23 protein-coding genes are annotated in these 20,355 nt (G+C 66.0%); 5 read left to right on the forward strand and 18 right to left on the reverse strand.

The window, feature by feature from the left end; genetic code table 11:
- Window positions 1-4: 4 nt before the first annotated feature.
- Complete coding sequence (locus J2W23_RS12630; RefSeq protein WP_307648975.1) at window positions 5-1,456, reverse strand: M16 family metallopeptidase; 1,452 nt, start codon at window positions 1,454-1,456, stop codon at window positions 5-7.
- 29 nt (window positions 1,457-1,485) lie between these two features.
- Between J2W23_RS12630 and ftsY the strand changes: the two genes are divergently transcribed.
- Window positions 1,486-2,727 (forward strand): signal recognition particle-docking protein FtsY, encoded by a 1,242-nt coding sequence (ftsY, locus tag J2W23_RS12635; RefSeq protein WP_307648976.1) that lies wholly within the window; start codon window positions 1,486-1,488, stop codon window positions 2,725-2,727.
- A 137-nt stretch (window positions 2,728-2,864) separates the two neighbouring features.
- On the opposite strand, the gene J2W23_RS12640 is transcribed toward ftsY, so the two are convergent.
- From J2W23_RS12640 to J2W23_RS12650, 3 genes are all read right to left on the reverse strand, one after another.
- Window positions 2,865-3,146 carry a hypothetical protein gene (locus tag J2W23_RS12640; RefSeq protein WP_307648977.1) on the reverse strand — a complete coding sequence of 94 codons (282 nt, stop codon included), beginning with the start codon at window positions 3,144-3,146 and terminating at the stop codon, window positions 2,865-2,867.
- A gap of 245 nt (window positions 3,147-3,391) precedes the next feature.
- On the reverse strand, window positions 3,392-5,227 hold the full coding sequence (locus tag J2W23_RS12645; protein ID WP_307648978.1) for an ATP-binding response regulator: 1,836 nt from the start codon (window positions 5,225-5,227) through the stop codon (window positions 3,392-3,394).
- A gap of 18 nt (window positions 5,228-5,245) precedes the next feature.
- Window positions 5,246-5,956 carry a response regulator transcription factor gene (locus J2W23_RS12650; protein WP_176659226.1) on the reverse strand — a complete coding sequence of 237 codons (711 nt, stop codon included), beginning with the start codon at window positions 5,954-5,956 and terminating at the stop codon, window positions 5,246-5,248.
- Window positions 5,957-6,144: 188 nt separating this feature from the next.
- Here J2W23_RS12650 and J2W23_RS12655 point away from each other — a divergent pair, with 188 nt between their 5' ends.
- Together J2W23_RS12655 and rpoH are read left to right on the forward strand one after the other, a co-directional pair.
- Entirely contained in the window at window positions 6,145-6,609 is a 465-nt protein-coding gene (locus tag J2W23_RS12655; protein ID WP_307648979.1) for an Mpo1 family 2-hydroxy fatty acid dioxygenase, read from the forward strand.
- Between the two features lie 98 nt (window positions 6,610-6,707).
- The gene (gene rpoH / locus J2W23_RS12660; RefSeq protein ID WP_307648980.1) at window positions 6,708-7,649 is read left to right on the forward strand and encodes an RNA polymerase sigma factor RpoH; all 942 of its coding nucleotides are present in this window, start codon (window positions 6,708-6,710) and stop codon (window positions 7,647-7,649) included.
- A gap of 43 nt (window positions 7,650-7,692) precedes the next feature.
- On the opposite strand, the gene J2W23_RS12665 is transcribed toward rpoH, so the two are convergent.
- Genes J2W23_RS12665 through J2W23_RS12690 form a run of 6 tightly spaced genes read right to left on the reverse strand, consistent with a single transcriptional unit; the run spans window position 7,693 to window position 12,822 of the window.
- Window positions 7,693-8,535, reverse strand: a complete 843-nt coding sequence (locus tag J2W23_RS12665; protein WP_307648981.1) for a DNA alkylation repair protein — start codon at window positions 8,533-8,535, stop codon at window positions 7,693-7,695.
- 13 nt (window positions 8,536-8,548) lie between these two features.
- Window positions 8,549-9,154, reverse strand: a complete 606-nt coding sequence (locus tag J2W23_RS12670) for an SCO family protein (protein ID WP_307648982.1) — start codon at window positions 9,152-9,154, stop codon at window positions 8,549-8,551.
- 19 nt (window positions 9,155-9,173) lie between these two features.
- Window positions 9,174-10,079 (reverse strand): heme o synthase, encoded by a 906-nt coding sequence (gene cyoE, locus J2W23_RS12675; protein WP_176659221.1) that lies wholly within the window; start codon window positions 10,077-10,079, stop codon window positions 9,174-9,176.
- The gene (locus J2W23_RS12680; RefSeq protein ID WP_307648983.1) at window positions 10,076-11,305 is read right to left on the reverse strand and encodes a COX15/CtaA family protein; all 1,230 of its coding nucleotides are present in this window, start codon (window positions 11,303-11,305) and stop codon (window positions 10,076-10,078) included. The genes cyoE and J2W23_RS12680 overlap by 4 nt, the downstream gene beginning before the upstream one ends.
- 7 nt (window positions 11,306-11,312) lie before the next feature.
- Window positions 11,313-11,996, reverse strand: a complete 684-nt coding sequence (locus tag J2W23_RS12685) for a hypothetical protein (protein ID WP_307648984.1) — start codon at window positions 11,994-11,996, stop codon at window positions 11,313-11,315.
- Window positions 11,980-12,822: an SURF1 family protein gene (locus J2W23_RS12690; RefSeq protein WP_176659218.1), complete on the reverse strand. Its 843-nt coding sequence runs from the start codon at window positions 12,820-12,822 to the stop codon at window positions 11,980-11,982. Before J2W23_RS12690 ends, J2W23_RS12685 begins: the two co-directional genes overlap by 17 nt.
- Before the next feature lie 27 nt (window positions 12,823-12,849).
- On the opposite strand from J2W23_RS12690, the gene J2W23_RS12695 reads away from it, so the two are divergent.
- Complete coding sequence (locus J2W23_RS12695; protein ID WP_176659831.1) at window positions 12,850-13,080, forward strand: twin transmembrane helix small protein; 231 nt, start codon at window positions 12,850-12,852, stop codon at window positions 13,078-13,080.
- A 77-nt stretch (window positions 13,081-13,157) separates the two neighbouring features.
- Here the strand turns inward: J2W23_RS12695 and J2W23_RS12700 are convergent, their stop codons facing one another.
- The 8 genes from J2W23_RS12700 to J2W23_RS12735 all read right to left on the reverse strand — a co-directional run bounded on the left by J2W23_RS12700 (window position 13,158) and on the right by J2W23_RS12735 (window position 19,601).
- Window positions 13,158-14,039: a cytochrome c oxidase subunit 3 gene (locus J2W23_RS12700; protein ID WP_307648985.1), complete on the reverse strand. Its 882-nt coding sequence runs from the start codon at window positions 14,037-14,039 to the stop codon at window positions 13,158-13,160.
- Between the two features lie 60 nt (window positions 14,040-14,099).
- Complete coding sequence (locus tag J2W23_RS12705; protein ID WP_176659216.1) at window positions 14,100-14,315, reverse strand: DUF2970 domain-containing protein; 216 nt, start codon at window positions 14,313-14,315, stop codon at window positions 14,100-14,102.
- A complete protein-coding gene (locus J2W23_RS12710; RefSeq protein ID WP_176659215.1) occupies window positions 14,315-14,941 on the reverse strand; it encodes a cytochrome c oxidase assembly protein in 627 nt (208 codons plus the stop codon). Before J2W23_RS12710 ends, J2W23_RS12705 begins: the two co-directional genes overlap by 1 nt.
- A 29-nt stretch (window positions 14,942-14,970) precedes the next feature.
- Window positions 14,971-15,087 (reverse strand): cytochrome oxidase small assembly protein, encoded by a 117-nt coding sequence (locus tag J2W23_RS12715; protein ID WP_013543420.1) that lies wholly within the window; start codon window positions 15,085-15,087, stop codon window positions 14,971-14,973.
- Between the two features lie 13 nt (window positions 15,088-15,100).
- The gene (ctaD, locus tag J2W23_RS12720; RefSeq protein WP_176659214.1) at window positions 15,101-16,738 is read right to left on the reverse strand and encodes a cytochrome c oxidase subunit I; all 1,638 of its coding nucleotides are present in this window, start codon (window positions 16,736-16,738) and stop codon (window positions 15,101-15,103) included.
- 43 nt (window positions 16,739-16,781) lie between these two features.
- A complete protein-coding gene (gene coxB / locus J2W23_RS12725; protein WP_176659213.1) occupies window positions 16,782-17,960 on the reverse strand; it encodes a cytochrome c oxidase subunit II in 1,179 nt (392 codons plus the stop codon).
- A 61-nt stretch (window positions 17,961-18,021) separates the two neighbouring features.
- Window positions 18,022-18,498, reverse strand: a complete 477-nt coding sequence (locus J2W23_RS12730; protein ID WP_176659830.1) for a DUF2244 domain-containing protein — start codon at window positions 18,496-18,498, stop codon at window positions 18,022-18,024.
- 188 nt (window positions 18,499-18,686) lie between these two features.
- Window positions 18,687-19,601, reverse strand: coding sequence for a biotin synthase (locus tag J2W23_RS12735; RefSeq protein ID WP_307648986.1), 915 nt, complete (start codon window positions 19,599-19,601; stop codon window positions 18,687-18,689).
- 23 nt (window positions 19,602-19,624) lie between these two features.
- Here J2W23_RS12735 and J2W23_RS12740 point away from each other — a divergent pair, with 23 nt between their 5' ends.
- On the forward strand, window positions 19,625-20,341 hold the full coding sequence (locus J2W23_RS12740) for a ComF family protein (protein WP_307648987.1): 717 nt from the start codon (window positions 19,625-19,627) through the stop codon (window positions 20,339-20,341).
- Window positions 20,342-20,355 lie beyond the last annotated feature (14 nt).

A 20,355-nucleotide genomic window follows, 5' to 3' on the forward strand; every position in this document is an offset into this window, starting at 1 on the left:
TCTTTCAGCGCATCTCGCCTGCGGGTGCCGCGAAGCCGCGGCCACGGGGCTTGGCTTCGGGCGGCAGGGGACGCAACGTGGCCACCGTGAGCTGGTCGTCGCCGAAGTATTTGGCAGCCACGGCCTGCACCTGGGCTGCGGTGACGGCTTGCAGCCGGGCGACGATGCGTTCGCTCGCGTCGAACGGCAGGCCCTGGATCCAGTTGCTGCCCAGTTCGCGCGCCTGCGCCATCACCGAGTCGCGCTTGTAGGTTTCGCTCGCCACCCATTGGGTCTTGACGCGGGCCAGTTCGGCTTCGCCCACGCCGTCCTTGGCGATGCGTGCCACCTGGGCGCGCAGCGCGGCTTCGACCACTTCGGCGCTCTTGCCGTGGGCAGGCACGCCGTCCAGCACGAAAAGCTGCGGGCCTCGGCCGATGAAGCCCGAATAGGCGCCGGCGGAATCGGCCACGCGGTCGGGGCCCTGCGTGAGCGCGCGGTCCAGGCGCGCACCGGCGTAGCCGTCGAGCACGGCCGAGAGCACCACGAGCGCCCACGAATCGCTGTTCGTGTCGTCGATGTTCGCGAGCTGCGGCACGCGGTAGGCGAGCGACACATATGCCTGCTCGGCAGGTGCCTTGAATTCGAGGCGGCGGATGCCGCGCTGCACCGGTTCGATGCGCGGCTTGCGTGTGGGCACGGCACGCGACGGGATGACGCCGTAGTACTTCTCGGCCAGCGCGCGGACCTTGGCGACGTCGACATCGCCGGCCACCACAAGCACCGCATTCGCGGGCACGTACCAGCGCTTGTGGAATTCGCGGGCGTCGTCAGGCGTCATCGCGTCCAGGTCGCTCATCCAGCCGACCACCGGGCGGTGGTAGGGCGAGGCGATGAAGACGGCGGCGTTCTGCTGTTCGCCGAGCAGCGCGCGGGGCTGGTCTTCGGTGCGCAGGCGGCGTTCTTCCTTGACGACCTCGATCTCGCGCTTGAACTCGTCGTCGGGCCACTGGTTGTTGGCGAAGCGGTCGGACTCGAGCTTCATCACCTGTTCGAGGCTGCCGACCGGAATCTGCTGGTAGTAGCCGGTGTAGTCGCGGGTGGTGAAGGCGTTTTCCTGGCCACCGAGTTGCGCCACGCGGCGCGAGAACTCGCCGGGCTTGATGCTCTTGGTGCCCTTGAACATCATGTGTTCGAGCGCATGTGCAACGCCGGAGGTGCCGTCGACCTCGTCCATGGAGCCGACGCGGACCCAGACCATCTGCACCGCGGTGGGCGCGCGCCGGTCGGGCTGGACGATCAGCGTCATGCCGTTCGCGAGGGTGAATTGCTGGGGACCCGGAGCTGCCGCGGTGGTGGCGGAGGTGGAAGCGGGGGTCGGCGTGGACTGGGCTTGGGCATGCATGGCCCCGGACGCCATCAGCGCCACCGCCAGCACCGCACCAGACGCAGTACTGCGTGGCGAGAGGTGTTTCATAGAATGGGTCGGATTGTAAAAAGCTCCTGATGTTCAGTTTCTTCAAGAAAAAACCGCCTGCCGAAACCCCGGTCGCGCCGGCGCCTCCCCCGCCAGCCGAACCGACGCCCGCCGCCCCCGCACCTGTTGCCGAGGCAGCACCGGCTCGCTCGGTGTTCTCGCCTTCGAGCTGGTTTGGCGGAAAGGCCGCAGCCGAAGAGCCGGCGCCTGCGCCGGCGGCACCCCCAGCACCCTCCCCGGCCCCCGCTCCGACTCCAGCCCCCACGCCAACACCGGTTGCCGCGCCTGCGCCCATCCCGGCGCCTCCTCCCGCCGCCCCCGCTCCTGTCGCTGCCCCGACACCCGTCGTCATCGAAGCAGCCGCGCCTCCCGAGCGCAAGAGCTGGTTCGACAAGCTCAAGACCGGCCTGCGCAAAACGGGCACCGGCATCCAGGCCGTGTTCGTCAACGCGCAGATCGACGACGCGCTGTACGAAGAGCTCGAATCCGCCCTGCTGATGGCCGACACCGGCGTCAAGGCCACCGAGTACCTGCTCGACGACCTGAAGGTCCGCGTCAAGCGCCAGATGGCCACCGACGCGGCGCAGGTCAAGGTGCTGCTGGCCGAAGCCATCGCCGATCTGCTGCGCCCGCTCGAGAAACCGCTGGTCATCGGCCAGTTCACGCCCACGGTCATCATGGTGGCGGGCGTCAACGGCGCGGGCAAGACCACCTCCATCGGCAAGCTCACCAAGCACCTGGCCACCGAGGGCGCCTCGGTGCTGCTGGCGGCCGCCGACACCTTCCGGGCCGCGGCGCGGGAGCAACTGCTGATCTGGGCCGACCGCAACACGGTCGAAATCGTGAGCAACGAGGGCGGCGACCCCTCGGCCGTGAGCTTCGACGCGGTGAATGCCGGCAAGGCGCGCGGCAAGGACGTGGTGCTGGTCGACACCGCCGGCCGCCTGCCAACGCAGCTGCACCTGATGGACGAGCTCAAGAAGATCAAGCGCGTGGTCACCAAGGCCGACGCCAGCGCACCGCACGAGGTGCTGCTGGTGATCGACGGCAACACCGGGCAGAACGCGCTCGCGCAGGTCAAGGCCTTCGACGAGACACTGGGCCTCACCGGCCTGATCGTGACCAAGCTGGACGGCACGGCCAAGGGCGGCGTGCTGTGCGCCATCGCGCGCGAGCGGCCGATCCCGGTTTACTTCATCGGCGTGGGGGAAAAGCTCGAAGACCTCGAGACCTTCAACGCGCGCGAATTCGCGCAGGCCCTGCTCGGCTGACTGGGCAGACGCTGGAAAAAAAGAAGCGGCCCCCGCTTTCGCCGGGGCCGCTCTTCACTTCTTCTCTTCTCCCTTTCCCCCTGGTTCCCTGATTTTTTTGCCTCTGCGCGAGTGTGTGTCTGGTGTGTCCGGCTGGCTCAGAGGCCGAACAGCGACACCGGCATGCACAGCGGCCCGCTGCTGCAATTGACCGGCGTGAAGTAGAGCGTCTGGATCGAGCCGCTGGGCAACCCCATGCCGCCGACGAGGCCCGCGCCCTTGGCGCCTTCGGTGTTCGCCTGCTGGATGAAGGCCGTGCTGTTGCCCTGGGGCGCGAGGCCGTAGAAGCTGAAAGTGGCCGCCTGCGACAAGTCCTTCGTGTAGATCACGCCGCCGCCATCGGGAAAGACGTACTCGGTCCGATAGCGCCACCACCACATGCCGTCAGGGCAAGCGTTGCCGCCACTGCGACGGCCACCGCCGCAAGCTTGAATTTCACTGGGTCTTCTCCGTTTTTTCGATGATTCAACGTGAGGCGGAAACTGCCCGCCTGCACCGGCCGAAAGCCGTTCGATGCCACGAAGTTACGGGATGGGGTGAACGCTCACCAGTGCCGAAAGTCATGCCAACCGCTCTTTACACGAGCGATTATTCGGCGATCGGTATTTAACTACTACGAATGTTCTCAGACGTCGATCAGCGACGGCTCGGCAGCCGGCTTCGCTGCGGTCAGTTCGGCCATCGCCTGGAGCAGCGCGGCCGCCACGACCGGCTTGAACAACACCGGCACCTGCGATTCCCGCACACGCTGCAGGCGGGCCGGCGAGGTCTCGCCAGTGATCAGCAGCAGCGGGATTTCGGCGCGCCCCTCGCCCGGCCCCTGGCTGAGGCGCAGGCCGGCATCGAGGCCGTCTACGCCATCGGCCAGGCGGTAGTCGCACAACAGCAAGTCGAACGGGCGGCCTTCACCGTGCGCTTTTTGCAAGGCTGCGGCAGCACCGGCCTCGTCGGCCACGGCGTGCGCATCGATCGCGTGCGAGCGCAGCAGGCCCATCATGGCCTCGCGGATCTCGAGTTCGTCGTCCAACAGCAGCACGCGCCCCGGCAGCGGCGCTGCGACCCTGCGCTGCGGCGCCTGCTGCGATGCGTCGGCCGTCTCGGATGGAAAGGAAGAAGGCAGCAACCCGCCGGCCTGCGCACGTGCGGCCGGCAGCACGACACGGAAGTGGGTTCCCCGCCCCGGTCGCGAATGCATCTGCACCGGATGGCCGAGCAACCGCGACAGCCGCTGCACGATCGACAGGCCGATGCCCAGGCCCCGGGAGCGGTCGCGGCCCGGATTGTTGATCTGATAGAACTCTTCGAAGATGCGCCCCGACTGCTCGGCGGCGATGCCGATCCCTGTGTCGCGCACCTCGACCCACACCGAATCGCCGCGCTCGCGCGCTATCACCGTCACGCCGCCGTGGGCCGTGTACTTGAGCGCGTTGTCCATGAGGTTCGACAGCATGCGGTGCAGCAGTTGCGGATCGCTGTGCACCCACAGGCCGCTGGCGCGCACGCGCAGCTGCAGCTGTTTCTGCTCGGCGCGCGCCGAGAAGGTGTGGTTGAGCGGCAGGAACAGCGCGTCCAGCTGCACCGGCTGCGGCACCGGCGTGATCACGCCCGCATCGAGCCGCGAGACGTCGAGCATGGTGTCCAGCGAGGCACCGAGCGCATTCACCGCCCGCATCAGGCGCTCGGCATTGCGGCCCTCGGGGCGGTCGCGCAGTTCGTTCTCGAGGGCGGCGCCGAAAAGTGCGATGGCGTGCAGCGGCTGGCGCAGGTCGTGGCTGGCGGTGCCGAGGAAGCGCGTTTTCTCTTCGCTGGCGCGCTCGGTTGCGGCGATCTGCTCGCCCAGGCGCGCGGCGAGGGCCTCGTTCTCGAAGCGCAGCATGAGCGATTCGGTCAGCAGCCTGTGCTGGCCGATGCCCGCGCGCAGCGTCAGCAGCAGGTAGGCCGCGCCGGCCGCCGCCAGGAAAAGATGAAGGCCATCGCCCTGCCATGCCAGCGCGGTGATCAGGCCCAGCGACATCGGGAGCGTGTAGCCGAAGAGTGCCGACTTCAGCGGCCAGAGCGACTGCGCCGCCCGGGCGCAGCTGCCCACGATCACCGCCATCAGCAGCGAGGTCATCGGCAGGTTGTCGTAGGGCACGATGAGCCAGGGCACCACCGCCGTGATCATGCTGACCAGCGTGACCATGCGGGAGATCTTGCGTGCCCAGTACGCGCTTTCCCGCGCAGGGCGCAGCGGGGTCCAGCGCGGCGTGAAGAAGACGTAGATGTCGGCAATCACCAGGCCGCCGATCCAGAACAACAGGCTCAGGTTGCGTAGCTGCGAATAGATGATGCAGCCGAACACCACCACGAACGCCATATGGGTCAGCGTCGAGACGATATAGGTGTCGTAGACAGAGGCAACGTGCTCGCGCAGCACCCGCTGGCCGAGGGTGTGGTCGGCGGACGGGTCGCTGGACGCCACGGCCGGTTGCTCAGCAGCTCAGTGCAAGGTGCTGATCAACTGAGCGCGCGAGCGCATGCCGAACAGCAGCAGGATGGTCGAGACGTGGTTCTTCACCGTGCCCTCGCTCAGGTTGGCGAGCTGGGCGATTTCCTTGTTGGCCTTGCCCTCGAGCACCCACTGCAGCACCTGCATCTGGCGCGGCGTGAGCTCCTGCCACGCGCTGGCATGGGCGAACTCGGCATAGCCGGTGAGCGCCTTCGGCACGGTGGGCGGCGGGTTGTCGGCAGCGTCGGGATCCAGCAGGCCGCAGGCGCGGATGAAGCTCACCACCTCTTTCAGGTCGGCCGACTTGGGAAGAAAAGCACTGGCACCCAATGCGAGCACGCCCTGCGCCAGCGAACTGTTGCCCGTGCCGGACAGCACCACGATGCGCGCCGCCGGAAAGCGCAGCCGAAACTCGGCCAGGCCGCTCAATCCGTGGGTGTCGGGCAGCGCAAGGTCGAGCAGCACGAGGCCAATGGCGGACTGATGGGCCTCGTACAGCGCGAGGGCGTCGGTGACGTTGCCGGCCTCGAAGACCTCGATGCGGCCGCCCGAAGAACTGGCCTGCGCTTGCACCAGCGCACAGACCCCCAGGCGGAGCAGGTCGTGGTCGTCCACGACCAGAATCGCAGTCGGAGCACGAACCGGAAGACCCGCCCCCCCTGTCTCTGGCGGAGGCGTGGAAGAAGAATCGAAGGGAGTCACGCGTTTGATCTTAGCGGGGCAAAGGGCCTGCGACAGTGCCCTAAGTCATGGCGCGGTGCGCCCACCGGGCCGGAATTGCTACTTTTTCAGTAGCATTTGCGGATGCTTGCCACACTTGCCATCCGCGAGCGCGGTGGGCACCATCGAACTCTCGCCGCATCGAACGGCGCTTCTTCAGGAGACTCACCATGATGCACACCGCTTCCGCCCCGTTGGCATCAAGCGACCGCAAGGTCGACCGGCTGCTCGCCCACTACGAGGAAAGCCACCGCAACCCGACCAATGAGCTGATCCACTACATCGCCATTCCGGCCATCATGCTGAGCATCGTCGGGCTGCTTTTCGCGATTCACCCATGGGTGGCCTATGTTTTCGTGGCAGCGAGCCTTGTTTATTACGCACTGCTGCGCGCACCGGCCTTCTTGGTGACGATGCTGGTGCTCACCGCGCTGGCCCTGGCGCTGGTGCATGCGATGGGTGGGCTTGTTTTGCCGGTTTCAGCCGCTATCTTTGTTGTGGCCTGGATATTCCAGTTCGTGGGCCACAAGATCGAAGGCAAGAAACCATCGTTCTTCGAAGACATCCAATATCTTTGGGTCGGCCCGCTGTTCGTTTTGTCGAAGCTTTTCCTGAAGATGGGCGTACGCTGGTAGTCTTTGGCTATCAACACGATAAAAACTCAAGGGAACCCTTGGTTTAGCACTCCCTCTAACCGAGTGCTAATATGGCCAACACAAAGGAGTTTCCCCTGATGACAACGCTGTCTGGAGTCTCTGCCAACCAGCTGGCCGTCGCCAATCCATGGTCGATGGTCCCCCCGCTGGGCAACCTGGATGCTTATATTTCGGCCGCCAACCGCCTGCCGCTGCTCACGCTCGAAGAAGAGCAGGGCTTCGCACGCAAGCTGCGCGACCAGAATGACCTCGACGCCGCAGGTGCGCTGATCCTGTCGCACCTGCGCCTCGTGGTTTCCATTTCCCGCCAGTACCTGGGCTACGGGCTGCCGCACGGCGACCTGATCCAGGAAGGCAATGTCGGCCTCATGAAGGCCGTGAAGCGCTTCGACCCTGACCAAGGTGTGCGGCTGGTGAGCTACGCCATGCACTGGATCAAGGCCGAGATTCACGAGTACATCCTGAAGAACTGGCGCATGGTCAAGGTCGCGACGACCAAGGCTCAGCGCAAGCTGTTCTTCAACCTGCGCTCGATGAAGCAGGGCTTCAAGGCCGACTTGGCCGCGTCCGACAACGGCACGCACCGCGACACGCTAAGCCCCGACGAGGTGTCGCAGATGGCGACCCGGCTGAACGTCAAGCCGGAAGAAGTGCTCGAGATGGAAACCCGCCTGTCGGGCGGCGACGTACTGCTCGATCCGGGTCCGTCGGACGACGGCGACGAAGCCTTCGGCCCGATCGCTTACCTGGCCGACGCCACGCAGGAACCGACCGCCCTGCTCGAATCACAGCAGCGCGACCGCCTGTCGAGCGACGGCATCGCAACCGCGCTCGAAGCGCTGGACGACCGCAGCCGCCGCATCGTGGAAGAACGCTGGCTCAAGGTCAACGATGACGGCTCGGGCGGCATGACCCTGCACGACCTGGCTGCGGTATATGGCGTGAGCGCCGAGCGCATTCGCCAGATCGAAGTCGCTGCGATGAAGAAGATGAAGAAAGCACTGGCGGACTACGCGTAAGCCGCCCTCTTCCAGCAAAAAGCCCGGCAATGCCGGGCTTTTTTCATGGGCCCTTGGAGAGCGTCCGCGAGGCTCGTTTCGCGATGTACCGCGTCGCGTCGGTGTCCGACTCCGAGACCCAGCGCCTGCAGAGCTTCTCGACCCATTCCCCTTGCGTCTTGCTCGCGTCGTTGAGCCAGTTCGCCACCGAGTTCTGCACATAGCGGCTGCCGTCGGCCCGCAGCGGCTCGATCAACGGCAGGGCACGCCAGGGCTCGGCCTTGAGCGCCTCGATCTGCGCGCACCACACGCCGCGCGGACGCGTGAGTTCGCTGGCAAAGCGGCGGATGTTCGGATCGGCATCGGACACCCATGGCTGCAGCAGTGAAAGCGCTTCGTCCAGCGATGCGATGACCGCGTCGCGCACCGCCATCCATGCGATCTCGCGCACGCCGAAATGCGAGTCGGCGGCAAAGCGGCGCACTGCTTCGAGCTGCGCGGGCAAAGGCAGTCCCGACAACGTGACCCACTGTGCCGCCCAGCAGCGCGCCACGTCGCTCGCATGCGTGGCCAGCCGGTGCGCGACGGCGTCACGCTCAGCGTGAAGTGCCGTCAGGTCATAAAGCGCGCGGGCAATGTGGGTGTGCCGCTGCATCGGCTTGAAGGCGCCGAGCATGGCGATGGTGTCCCCCAGCCGTTCGCTCGCCGCATCGAGCCCGATGTGGCCCGCAACGCTCCGCGCGAGCTGCGGCAATTCGAGCGCCATGAACTCGTTGAGATTGACGGTCTCAAGCAGCCCGTCGTTCAGGGCGCGCAGCACCTCAGGCGGAATGAGCGCGATGCGAAAGGCGCCCTTGCGTCCCTTCAGGTGATCGACCGACGCAACAACGGCAACAGCGGCGTCCACAGGCCGGCCCTCCTCAGGAACCGAGCAGCGTCTTCAGGTCCGACACCATCGACGGCACGCCCGCGCCATAGCGCGCATAGAGCCGCAGCCGGCCCTGCGGGTCGTAGACGAAGCTCGCGGCCGAGTGGTCCATCGAGTAGCTGGTGGGCGTCTTGCCGTCGACCTTCTTGTAATAGACCTTGAAGTCCTTGGCGGTCGCGACAAGTTCGTCGGCCGTCGGGATCAGCGCGACGAAGCTCGGGTCGAACGCACCCATGTAGGCCTTCATCACCTCGGGCGTATCGCGCGCCGGGTCGACGGTGACGAACACCACCTGCAGCTTGTCGCCGTCCTTGCCGAGCTGCTGCTTGACCTGCGCCATCTCGGTCATCGTGGTCGGACAGACGTCGGGGCACTGCGCATAGCCGAAGAACAGCACGACCGCCTTGCCCTTGAAGTCGGCCATGGTGCGGACCTTGCCGTCGGCGTCCTTCAGCGAGAAGTCCTTGGCGTAGTCGGCGCCGGTGATGTCGACCGCATTGAAGCTCTGCTTCGTCTCGCCGCAGGCCGAGAGCCCCACGCCCAGAGCCGCCATGGCCATGCTGCCGGCGATCAATTGGAGAGCGTTGCGCTTGTTCATGGGAGCAGTGGTATTCAATTCAATGGAGGTAGTGATCGACGAGCAGCGCCAGGAACAGCACGCTCAGGTGGATCAGCGAAAAGCGGAAGGTCTTGCGTGCGAGCGTGTCGGAGTAGTTGCGCCAGAGCGCGAATGCATAGCCCGTGAAACCGATGCTCACTGCCACGGCGACCGCGAGGTACAGCCAGCCGCTCATGCCGTAGATGAAGGGCATCAGACAGGCTGCGAAAAGAATGAAGGTGTAGAGCAGCACCTGCAGCCGCGTGAACTCGTTGCCGTGCGTGACCGGCAGCATCGGCAGGCCCGCCTTGCGGTAATCCTCGACGCGATAGAGCGCGAGCGCCCAGAAATGCGGCGGCGTCCACAGGAAGATGATGAGGAAGAGGATGAGCGCCTCGGGGCCGACATCGCCCGTCATCGCGGCCCAGCCCAGCACCGGCGGCATCGCACCCGAGGCACCACCGATCACGATGTTCTGCGGCGTCAACGGCTTCAGGATCACGGTGTAGATCACCGCATAGCCGACGAACGTGGCGAAGGTCAGCCACATGGTGAGCGGGTTGACGGTAAACCACAGCAGCGCCGAACCTGCTGCACACAGCAGCGCCGAGAACACCAGCGCCTGCAGGTCGCTGAGTTGCCCGCGCGCCGTGGGACGCCACGCGGTGCGCTTCATCTTGGCGTCGATGCCTTTCTCGACCAGGCAGTTGAACGCCGCCGCTGCACCGGCCACCAGCCAGATGCCGATGCAGGCAAGCACAGCGCGCTGCACGTCGAACCACGAAGGCATTCCGGGCACGGCGAGCACCATGCCGATCAGCGCGCAGAACACGATCAGTTGCACCACGCGCGGCTTGGTCAGCGCGTAGAACTGGCGCAGCACGTTCGCGGTGCTGGTGTGCTGAACGGGAATCGGGGTGCTCACGCGGGGGCTTTCTTCGAGGTAGGGGTCGTGGAGGTACCGCGTGCATTGTCGTCGGCGCGCGCTGTGGCGGTTGCGGCGACTTCACGGCGGCTTTCGCACAGCGCCCAGGTCAGCACCACGGCCAGCGCCGCGGCGCCGCCGGTGTGAAGTACGGCGGCGGCCAGCGGCCAGCCGAGCAGGACGTTGCCGAGGCCGGTGGCGAGCTGGAGCAACGCCAGGCCGGCGAGCCAATGAGCCTGCGGGCGCAACGCTTCGATGCGGCGCAGGCGCCAGGCGAGCACGCCCAATGCGACGAAGACCGCATAGGCCATCAAACGGTGCACGTAGTGGATGGCGGTGAGCGCCGAGAAGTCGAGCGGCTGGCCGTCGCCGGTCACGCCGAGGTGACGCCAGATCTCGAAGCCCTGCGCGAAATTCATCGGCGGCCACCAACTGCCCTGGCAGGTCGGGAACTGGGTGCAGGCGAGCACCGCGTAGTTGGTGCTGACCCAGCCGCCGAGCGCGATCTGCAGCACAAGCAGCACGGTGGTCGCGATCAACCCGTTGCGCAAGGCCGGCGACACCGGGGTCGGCAAGCGGTCTGCGGCCACCTGCCGGTAGCGGACCGCCTGGATGCACAGCAGCGCGAGCAGCACGATGGCGCCAAGCAGGTGCAGCGTGACAATCGCGGGGAAGAGTTTCCAGGTGACGGTCATCGCGCCGAAAGCGCCCTGCAGGCTGACCCAGACCAGGGTAAACGTAGGCCACCAGGCACTGAGCGCCGCATGGTCGCGGCCGTCCACAGGCGGTGCGCCCTTCCATGCCTGGCGCAGCTGCACGATCCAGGTTGCGACCGCAAGGACAAGGATCAACACGCCCACGCCCGTTGCCAGATAGCGGTGGACCATCTCCACCCATGCCTTGCTGTGCGTCACCGGCCCGGTCGGCTGGGCCGACTGCGCCATCGCGATCTCGTGCCGCGCGCCGACCGGGCTGGCATTGCCGTAGCAGCCGGGCCAGTCGGGACAGCCGAGGCCCGAATCGGTCAGGCGTGTGAAGGCGCCGAACAGCGTGAGGTCGAAGGTGAGGAACAGCGTGAGCACCGTCAGCGCATGCAGCCGCCGCGCCGGGCCATGCCCCGCGTTGCGGCGCCACACCCAGATGAGCGGCCCGAGCGCGATCAGCACGCCGGCCGCCATCAGCCAGGCGATCGGTGTGAGGTCGTACAGGGAACTCGTGTCGGTCATGGGCAGGTCAGCGGCCGGGTTCGTCCCACGAGGACGAGGCGCGCAGCAGGCGATCGAGGTCGCGCTTGGCGCGGCTCGCGCCCGCGGCGTCCATGCGCGCGGGGAAACGCATCATCCAGTTGCCCATGGGGTCGATCACGAAGAGATGTTCGGCGAGGGTATGCCCCGAAACCGGCGCGAGCCACTTGGTCAATTGGTCGGCCGGCACGCGCAGCACCGTCGCGCCATGCAGGCCGTTGTTCAGACGCTCGGGCACGGGCGCGGCGTCGCTCACGAGCCAGACGCGGTCCATGCGGTCCTTCTCGCGGCCGAGGCTTTCGCGCAGTTGCCGCTGCAGGTAGAGCTGCTGCTCGCACAGCGCATCGCAGGCGGCGTCCGCCACCGCAACCAGCAGCCACTGGCCCTTGAGGGTGGTGATGTCGACCGTCGCGCCGTTGCGATCAGTGGCGGTCAACCTGGGCAGTTCGCGCTGCGGATTGATCAGCTCGCCGTAGACGCTGCGGCCTTCGGGGCGGATCACGTAGTAAGTGAAGTACGACGCGATGACCGGCGCGGCGCACATCAGCAGCACCGCGATCATCTTCCAGCGCCCGACGACCGTGCGCCGGCCCTCAGCGCCGTCGAGCGCCTGGTTGGGCGACGGCATCGAGTGCACCGTCAGGCCCAGCGGCTCGTCAGAAGCGGCGCTCATCGCGTGCGCGGCGCCGCGAGCGGCGGAAGGGGGTGATGAATTGGAACCAGACATAGAGGATGACGACGAGGGCCGAAAGGCCGAACCACTGGAATGCGTAACCGTAGTGCCTCTCCAGGCCCAGCGCCGGGGCCGGCCAGTCGCGCTGCAGGCCCTCGGAGGCCGGGCCGGTCTGCTGCAGCGACACGTCGGTGCGCAGCGGCAGCTTGGTTTCGGCACGGAACGCCTCCAGGTCGAGATTTTGCCGGATGGCCGAAGACCCCTCGGCGGCCGGTGCCTGCGCAGGCGCGGAAGCCGCCGAAGCGGGCAACGGGGCGGCCGCGGTGGACGATGCGCCCAGCTCGAGCAGATGGCTCGGCGGCGGCTCGATCAGCCCCGTGACCTCGACGATGCCGGTCGGTGTTTCGACCGCTCCCAGCTTCGTGCGATCGACGAAATTGCGCTGCACCCAGCCGCGCTGGATCATCACCGTCTGCTCGGTGCCTTCGAGCGCGAACGGCGTCAGCACGTAGAAGCCGGGCACGCCGTGCATCTGGCGGTTGTCCAGGTAGACCGTCTGCGGTGTGAGCCAGAGGCCACGCAGGCGCACCGGACGGTGCAGCGCATCGCTCGCCTGAGGAAGTGCGAGGAACTCGGCCTGGTCGAGCGCGGGCTTCTGCTTTTCGGCATCGATGCTGGCCTGCAGCGCCTCTTTCTGCGCGGCCCGCGAGAGCTGCCAGCGACCCAGCGAGACGGTGGCGGCCAGCGTCAGGATGGTCACGATGGTGAGGAGCCAGAAGCGGCCGCGGCGGCGCGGTGCTTCGCTGTTCAGGGGTTCGGGGATCACTGGAGAGGACGGGGCGTGCGGCCGATAATGCGGGTCATGAAATATTTCATCGCCCTGGTGTTCCTGGGCATCTTCGCGAGCCTCGGATTTGCGCTGTACTTCATGCTGAAGGACGGGCGCAATGGGCGCGCCAAGAGCGGCGGCATGGCGCGCGCGCTCACCTTTCGGATCGGCCTGTCGGTGTTTTTGTTCCTCTGCATGCTGCTCGCCTGGAAACTCGGCTACATCCAGCCCACCGGGCTCCCGCTCGGCAAGTAGATGGTGCTCGTTCCAGGAGAACCATGAAAAAGGCGCCTTGCGGCGCCTTTTTTCTGGAATGACGCGAGGCTCTTCGCTCAAAGCCAGTAGACCAGCATGTAGAGACCCAGCCACACCACGTCCACGAAGTGCCAGTACCAGGCCGCACCCTCGAAGCCGAAGTGGCGCTCGGGCGTGAAGTGGCCCTTCTGCAACCGCAGCGTGATGAACAGCAGCATCAGCATGCCGATGAACACGTGCAGCCCGTGGAAGCCGGTCAGCATGAAGAAGGTCGAGCCGTAGGTGCCCGAGCTGAGCTTCAGGTTCAGTTCGGTGTACAGGTGGTGGTATTCGTAGCCCTGCACGCCCAGGAAGATCACACCCAGCAGCACGGTGAGCCACATGAAGCGGATGGTCTGCGCGCGATGGCCGGCACGCAGCGCGTGGTGGGCGATGGTGAGCGTCACGCCCGAGCTGAGCAGCAGCGCGGTGTTGATCGTGGGCAGCCAGAACGGGCCCACGGTCTGGAACGGCTCGACGATGTCCGCCGGCGAAGCGGTCGCACCGGCGGCCACGCTCGGCCACACGGCCTTGAAGTCGGGCCAGAGGATCGCGTTGTCCAGGCTGCCGAGCGTCGGCAGCGCATGGGTGCGGGCCCACCACAGCGCCGTGAAGAAGGCGCCGAAGAACATCACTTCCGAGAAGATGAACCAACTCATGCTCCAGCGGAACGAGAGGTCGATCTTGTGGCCGTACTGCCCGCTCTCGCTTTCGCCGATGGCCGCGCGGAACCACACGAAGAGCGTGGCGAGCCAGCCGACCATGCCGGCTGCGAGCGACCAGGCGCCCCACTCGTGGCCATTGATCCATTGCGCCGCACCGAGGATCACGAAGAACAGGCCGGTCGCGGCCATGACCGGATAGGCCGATGGTCCGGGCACGAAGTAGTAGGGCGTGGTGCCGTGGGTGGTTGAACTCATATCAGCTCCTGGCTTTCTTTCTTCTCTCGATTCAATGGATTCTGGTTATCGTGGGTTTCGTCAGGCCGTGGCAACCACATGCCGCACCAGCAGCACCAGCCCGACGACGAAGACGATCACCGCGACGAATGCCACCGCGATGATGTGCAACGGATTGAGCTTGCCCAGGTCTTCCTGGTAGGCGCTGTTCTTGCGAACGCCGAAGAACGACCAGCCCACCGCCTTCACCGTGTCCCACAGCGTGGCCTTCGGCTTGTTCGATGGCGGAACGGTCATCACGAGCGCGGCTCACTGGCGGTGCTTGTGACTGCGGCCACCGGTGCCGCCGGCGTCCTGCCGCCCACCTCGAAGAAGGTGTACGACAGCGTGATGGTCTTCACGTCCTTGGAGATCTTCGGGTCGATCACGAACGCGACCGGCCACTGCTTCTTCTCGCCCGGATCGAGCGTGTACTGGTTGAAGCAGAAGCACTCGAGCTTGTTGAAGTAGGGCGCCGCCTGCTGCGGTGCGTAGCTCGGAATGGCCTGCGCGGCCATGCGGCGGTTCTGCACGTTCTGGAACTCGTACATCACCGTGTTGAGCTGGCCCGGGTGCACTTCGATGGTCCGCTCGGCGGGCTTGAAGTCCCAGAGACCGCCGCGCACGTTGGAGTCGAACTCGACCTTGATCGTGCGGGTCATGTCGACCTGCGTGTTGTCGGGCACGCGCACGTTCTTGCCGCCGCTCGCGCCGCCCGGCACCTCGAGCTCGGAGAGCGCGAGGATGTTGATGCCGGTCATCTCGCAGATCGCGCGGTACATCGGCACCAGCGCATAGCCGAAGGCGAACATGCCGCAGGTCACGACGGCGAGCTTGCCCACCATACGGACATTGGCGCGGCGGATGCGTTGGCCGAGACTCATGCGAGCTGCTCCGGTTCGTTGGCCAGCGGTCAGCGACCGCTGAAGAAAACCATGCGCACGATGAAGCCGATGAAGAAGATCACCGCGATGGAGGCCAGCGTGAGCCCCATGCGACGGTTGTTCCTTCTTTGCTCTGGCGTCGTCATTTCGTGCGGTCGATCAGCCGATCACCTTGGTGGCGGTCGGATCGAGCTTGGGCGGGTTCTCGAAGGTGTGGAACGGTGCCGGCGACGGCACTTCCCACTCGAGGCCTTCAGCGGCTTCCCACGGCTTCTGCGAAGCCTTCTCGCCCTTGCCGCGCATGGTCGGCAGCACGATGAAGAGGAAGAAATACAGCTGGGCGAAACCGAAGAAGAAGGCACCGACCGACGCGAGCGCGTTGAAATCGGCGAACTGCATCGGGTAGTCGGCATAGCGCCGCGGCATGCCCGCGAGGCCCAGGAAGTGCATCGGGAAGAAGGTCACGTTGAACGAGATCAGCGACCACCAGAAATGCACCTTGCCGCGCGTTTCGTTGTACATCACGCCGGTCCACTTGGGCACCCAGTAGTAGAAGCCCGAGAACATCGCGAACAGCGAGCCGGCCACCAGCACGTAATGGAAGTGGGCCACCACGTAATACGTATCTTGCAGCTGCGTGTCGATCGGCGCGACCGCGAGGATCAGGCCGGTGAAGCCGCCCATCGTGAACACGAAGATGAAGCCGACCGCGAACAGCATGGGCGTCTCGAAGGTCATCGAGCCCTGCCACATCGTGGCGATCCAGTTGAAGATCTTCACGGCCGTGGGCACAGCGATCAGCATGGTGGCGTACATGAAGAACAGCTGGCCGGTGAGCGGCATGCCGGTCGTGAACATGTGGTGCGCCCACACGATGAACGACAGGATGGCGATCGACGAGGTGGCGTACACCATCGAGGCGTAGCCGAAGAGCTTCTTGCGGGCGAAGGCCGGCACGACCTGGCTGATGATGCCGAAGGCCGGCAAGATCATGATGTAGACCTCGGGGTGGCCGAAGAACCAGAAGATGTGCTGGTACATCACCGGGTCGCCGCCGCCGGCGGGGTTGAAGAAGCTGGTGCCGAAGTGGCGGTCGGTCAGCGTCATCGTGATGGCGCCTGCGAGCACCGGCATCACTGCAATCAGCAGGTAGGCGGTGATGAGCCAGGTCCAGCAGAACATCGGCATCTTCATCAGCGTCATGCCGGGGGCGCGCATGTTGAGGATGGTCACGATGATGTTGATCGAGCCCATGATCGAGGAGGCGCCCATGATGTGCATCGCGAAGATGCCGGCGTCCATCGAAGGGCCCATCTGCAACGTGAGCGGCGCATAGAGCGTCCAGCCTGCGGCCGGCGCACCGCCGGGCATGAAGAACGACCCCACCAGCATCAGCGCCGCGGGAATCAGCAGCCAGAAGCTGAAGTTGTTCATGCGCGCGAACGCCATGTCGGAGGCGCCCACCTGCAGCGGGATCATCCAGTTCGCGAAGCCCACGAAGGCCGGCATGATGGCGCCGAACACCATGATCAGGCCGTGCATGGTGGTGAACTGGTTGAAGAGCTCGGGGTTCACCAGTTGCAGGCCGGGCTGGAACAGCTCGGCACGGATCAGGAGGGCCAGGATGCCGCCCACCATCAGCATGGTGAAGCTGAACAGCAGGTAGAGCGTGCCGATGTCCTTGTGGTTGGTCGCGAACACCCAGCGGCGCCAGCCGGTGGGCGCGTGGTGGTCGTGATGCTCGTCGTGTGCGTGGTCGCCGTGGGCGTGACCGTGGGGGTCGAGGACTGCGCTCATTTCGTTGTTCCTTGCAATTTCTTCTTCGCGGGGCGCTGCCGTATCACTTGCCGCGCAGGGCCAGCACTTCGGCCGGCTGCACCAGCTGGCCCGTCTTGTTCGACCAGCTATTCTTGGTGTACGTGGCCACTGCCGCGAGATCGGTATCGCTCAGTTGTTTCCAGGAAGGCATCGCGCCGTTGTTCTGACCGTTGAGCAGCACTTCGAGCTGCACCTTGTGGTCTGCAGCGACCACCTTGGCCGAGCCGTCGAGCGGCTTGATGGGGCCTGCACCCTTGCCGTTGGCCTGGTGGCAGGCGGCGCAGTTGGCGGCATAGACCTTCTCGCCGCGCACCAGCATCTCGGGCAGCGCCCAGACCTTGGTCGGATCGTCGAGCTTGGCGGCAGCTTCCTTGCGCTTGGCGGCAACCCAGGTCGTGTAGTCGGCCGACGAAACCACCTTCACGTGGATCGGCATGTAGGCGTGCTCCTTGCCGCACAGCTCCTGGCACTGGCCGTAGTAGTCGCCTACGGTTTCGGCGCGGAACCAGGTGTCGCGCACGAAGCCGGGAATCGCGTCTTGCTTCAGGCCCAGCTGCGGCACGGCGAACGCGTGGATCACGTCGTTGGCGGTGGTGATGATGCGAACCTTCTTGTTGACCGGCACCACCAGCGGGTTGTCGACCTTGAGCAGGTAGTCGTCGGGCATCGCGCCCTTGGCGCCTGCATCGGACATCGCGCGCTGCGAGCTGTCGAGCGTGGAGATGAAAGCCAGGCCCTCACCTTCGCCGTTCAGGTAGTCGTAGCCCCACTTCCACTGATAACCCGTGGTCTTGATCGTGAGGTCGGCGTTGGTGGTGTCCTTCTGGGCCACCAGCACCTTGGTGGCGGGCAGCGCCATCACGATCACGATGAGGAAGGGAACGATGGTCCAGATGACCTCGACCACCACCGATTCATGGAAGTTGGCAGCCTTGTGGCCCACCGACTTGCGGTGCTTCCAGATCGAATAGAACATGACCGCGAACACGGCGACGAAGATGACCGTGCACAGAATCATCATGATCGTGTGGAGCAGATGCTGCTCCTGCGCGATCTTGGTCACACCGACCGGAAGATTCAACTGGCGAACCGAAGGGCCGCCGGGCAGATCGTTGACTGCGTGCGCCGCGCTGCTGAAAGCCGCGCCGGCCGCCAGCAACAGATTCGCCGGCCTGTACTTATTGCGCCAAATGCTCTTCATCGTGTTCACGTTTCTTCAATTTTTTCGACAAACCCAACCGTGCAGCGCTGCGCAAGCCGCTTCAAGCGCCACGCAACGCCATGCGAATCTCGCGCGCCAGTGCTGCACGCAACTCCGGGCGTACATAGCGCCCCACCCTGACTGATTGCCCCTGCCCCGAGACCTCGATCAGCGAGCGATCGCTGGTCTGCGGTTCGATCCGCACCTGGTGCGGAAGAAATTCCGTGCGTTCGTAGTACCCACCATCCTCGAGCTCCACGACCAGCCGGCCGCCCTGCAGGGCGATCCGTTCTCCATCGGTCGCATGCCGCGCGTACAGCATGAATGCGAAACCCACCGCGGCCAGCTCGAGCCAGGCGAATGGCAGAACCAGCGGCGCACCGTGCAGCCAGAACACCGTACCGATACCGAGCGATACCACGCACAGCGACGCGTAGAGCCAGCCCAGCTGGCTCGGGGTCACCGAGCAGTTCCGCTTCAGGAACCAGTGGATGCTCTGGCCTGAAACGGTGGCAAAACGAAACACGGAATTCGACACGGGCGAGTTCAGCAAATCGGTGCGTCGATGGTCGCCAAATCCCTCGTACGCCCTCGTACAAACGGGATCCGACAGCCCCTCGATCGCGGGACAATACCCGCGAGTTTCACGCAACGGCGGATTGTAGCGGGTAGATACCGGCGCTCGCAGGCCCTGTGGGACGCCTACGGGTCACTACTACTAGGCAATCAGGCGCCGGGGCGACCTCGTTGCAGCATCGAGCGCATTTCGCGCAGCGACACCGCGCTTTCGGCCGATAGCGAGACGCGCGGCGTCGGCTTGAAGGCGTGGCCGTAGATCACCTCGAAGGTCAGCGCGATGTGGCCGTTGCCGCCCTCGGCCGGCGCGAGTTCGGGCAGTGCGCCCTTCAGCGCCTTGTGCCAGGTCTTGCCGCGCAAGGCCGGGAAACGCCCCGGGTGCAAGTTGCGGCCCAACGTGCGCAACTCGGCCAGCGCCGCCTCGGGCGTGGCCCAGGTCAGCACGATGCGTTCCATGTCCATCACGGGCTCGGCGAAGCCGGCGTGCACCAGCATGTCGCCCCAGTCGTGCATGTCGGTGTATTCGTGGCCGGCCGCAGGCCAGCCGAGGCGGGCATGCAGCGCCCGCAGTTCACGCACGGTGTCGGGGCCGAGGCACGAGAACATCAGGAAGCCGTCGGTCGCGACCAGCCGGTGCCACTGCGAGATCAGCGCCTCGGGGTCGGCCGCCATGTGCAGCGACATGTTGGCCCAGAGAAGGTCGACGCCGTCTTCGGGCGGCACGTCGAAGCGGGCCTTGCCGCCCTGCCAGCGGCGCGCGCTCCACCAGGGCGCAGCCAGCGCCTCACTGGTCCTGGCGGCCAGGACCGGTTCGGGTTCGATCACATAGGAAGCCGCATCGCGATAGCGGCGTGCCACCAGTTCGTGCGCCTCGAGGCCGCCTCGCAGCGGCGCCCAGTCGGCCCAGGTGCGGGGCTGCGCCTTGATCCATTGCAGCCGGTCTTCCATGCGACGACCGATTTCCTCGTGCAGCCATGGCGAGCCCTCGGCAGGCGCGAGCCGGCGCCAGCGTGCGGCCGCCGTGAGGTCGATGGTCGGCGGTCTTCTTGCGGGGTCGGTGGCCATGGGGCCGTGAGTATATTGAGACCATGCTGAACCACCGGGCCCTGAGGCCTTTCACCTCCCTGCTCGCGCGGCTGCCCAGCCAGTGCGAGGTCTGCCGCGCCTGGCCTTCGCAACCGGTGTGCGACGCCTGCGTCTCGCGCTTCGCGCCGCCCGCCATGCGCTGCAGCGGCTGTGCCCTGCCGGTGCCCGAAGGCGTGGCTCGGTGCGGCGACTGCGTGCTGCATCCGCCACCACTGGACGCCTGCCTCGCGGCCTGCACCTATGCATGGCCCTGGCCCGATGCCATCGCCCGGTTCAAGTTCCGCGGCGATGCCGGCTGGGCCGGCCCCTTCGCGACCCTGCTGCGCAGTGCGCCCTGGGTGGAGCCGGCGCTGGAGCAGTGCGACATCGTGCTGCCGATGCCGCTCGCGCCCGGCCGCCTGCGCGAGCGCGGCTTCAACCAGTCGCTTGAGCTCGCGCGCCGCATGGCGCCGGCCAAGACCGACGCGACGCTGCTTCTGCGCACGCGCGAAACCCCGGCGCAGAGCGGCCTCGCACGTGCCGAGCGCCTGCGCAATCTTCGCGGTGCCTTCGCCGTGGAGCCGCTGCGCGCTGACCAGGTGCGGGGCAAGCGCATCGTGCTGGTCGACGACGTGATGACCAGCGGCGCCTCGCTGTTCGCTGCCGCAGATACATTGAGGTTGTCCGGCGCCGCGCACATCACCGCGGTGGTGCTGGCTCGCACCGACCCGCCGCGCTGACCGCCTCCCGCGCA

The sequence above is a fragment of the Variovorax boronicumulans genome (assembly GCF_030812215.1).
Taxonomy (GTDB): Bacteria; Pseudomonadota; Gammaproteobacteria; order Burkholderiales; family Burkholderiaceae_C; genus Variovorax; species Variovorax boronicumulans_C.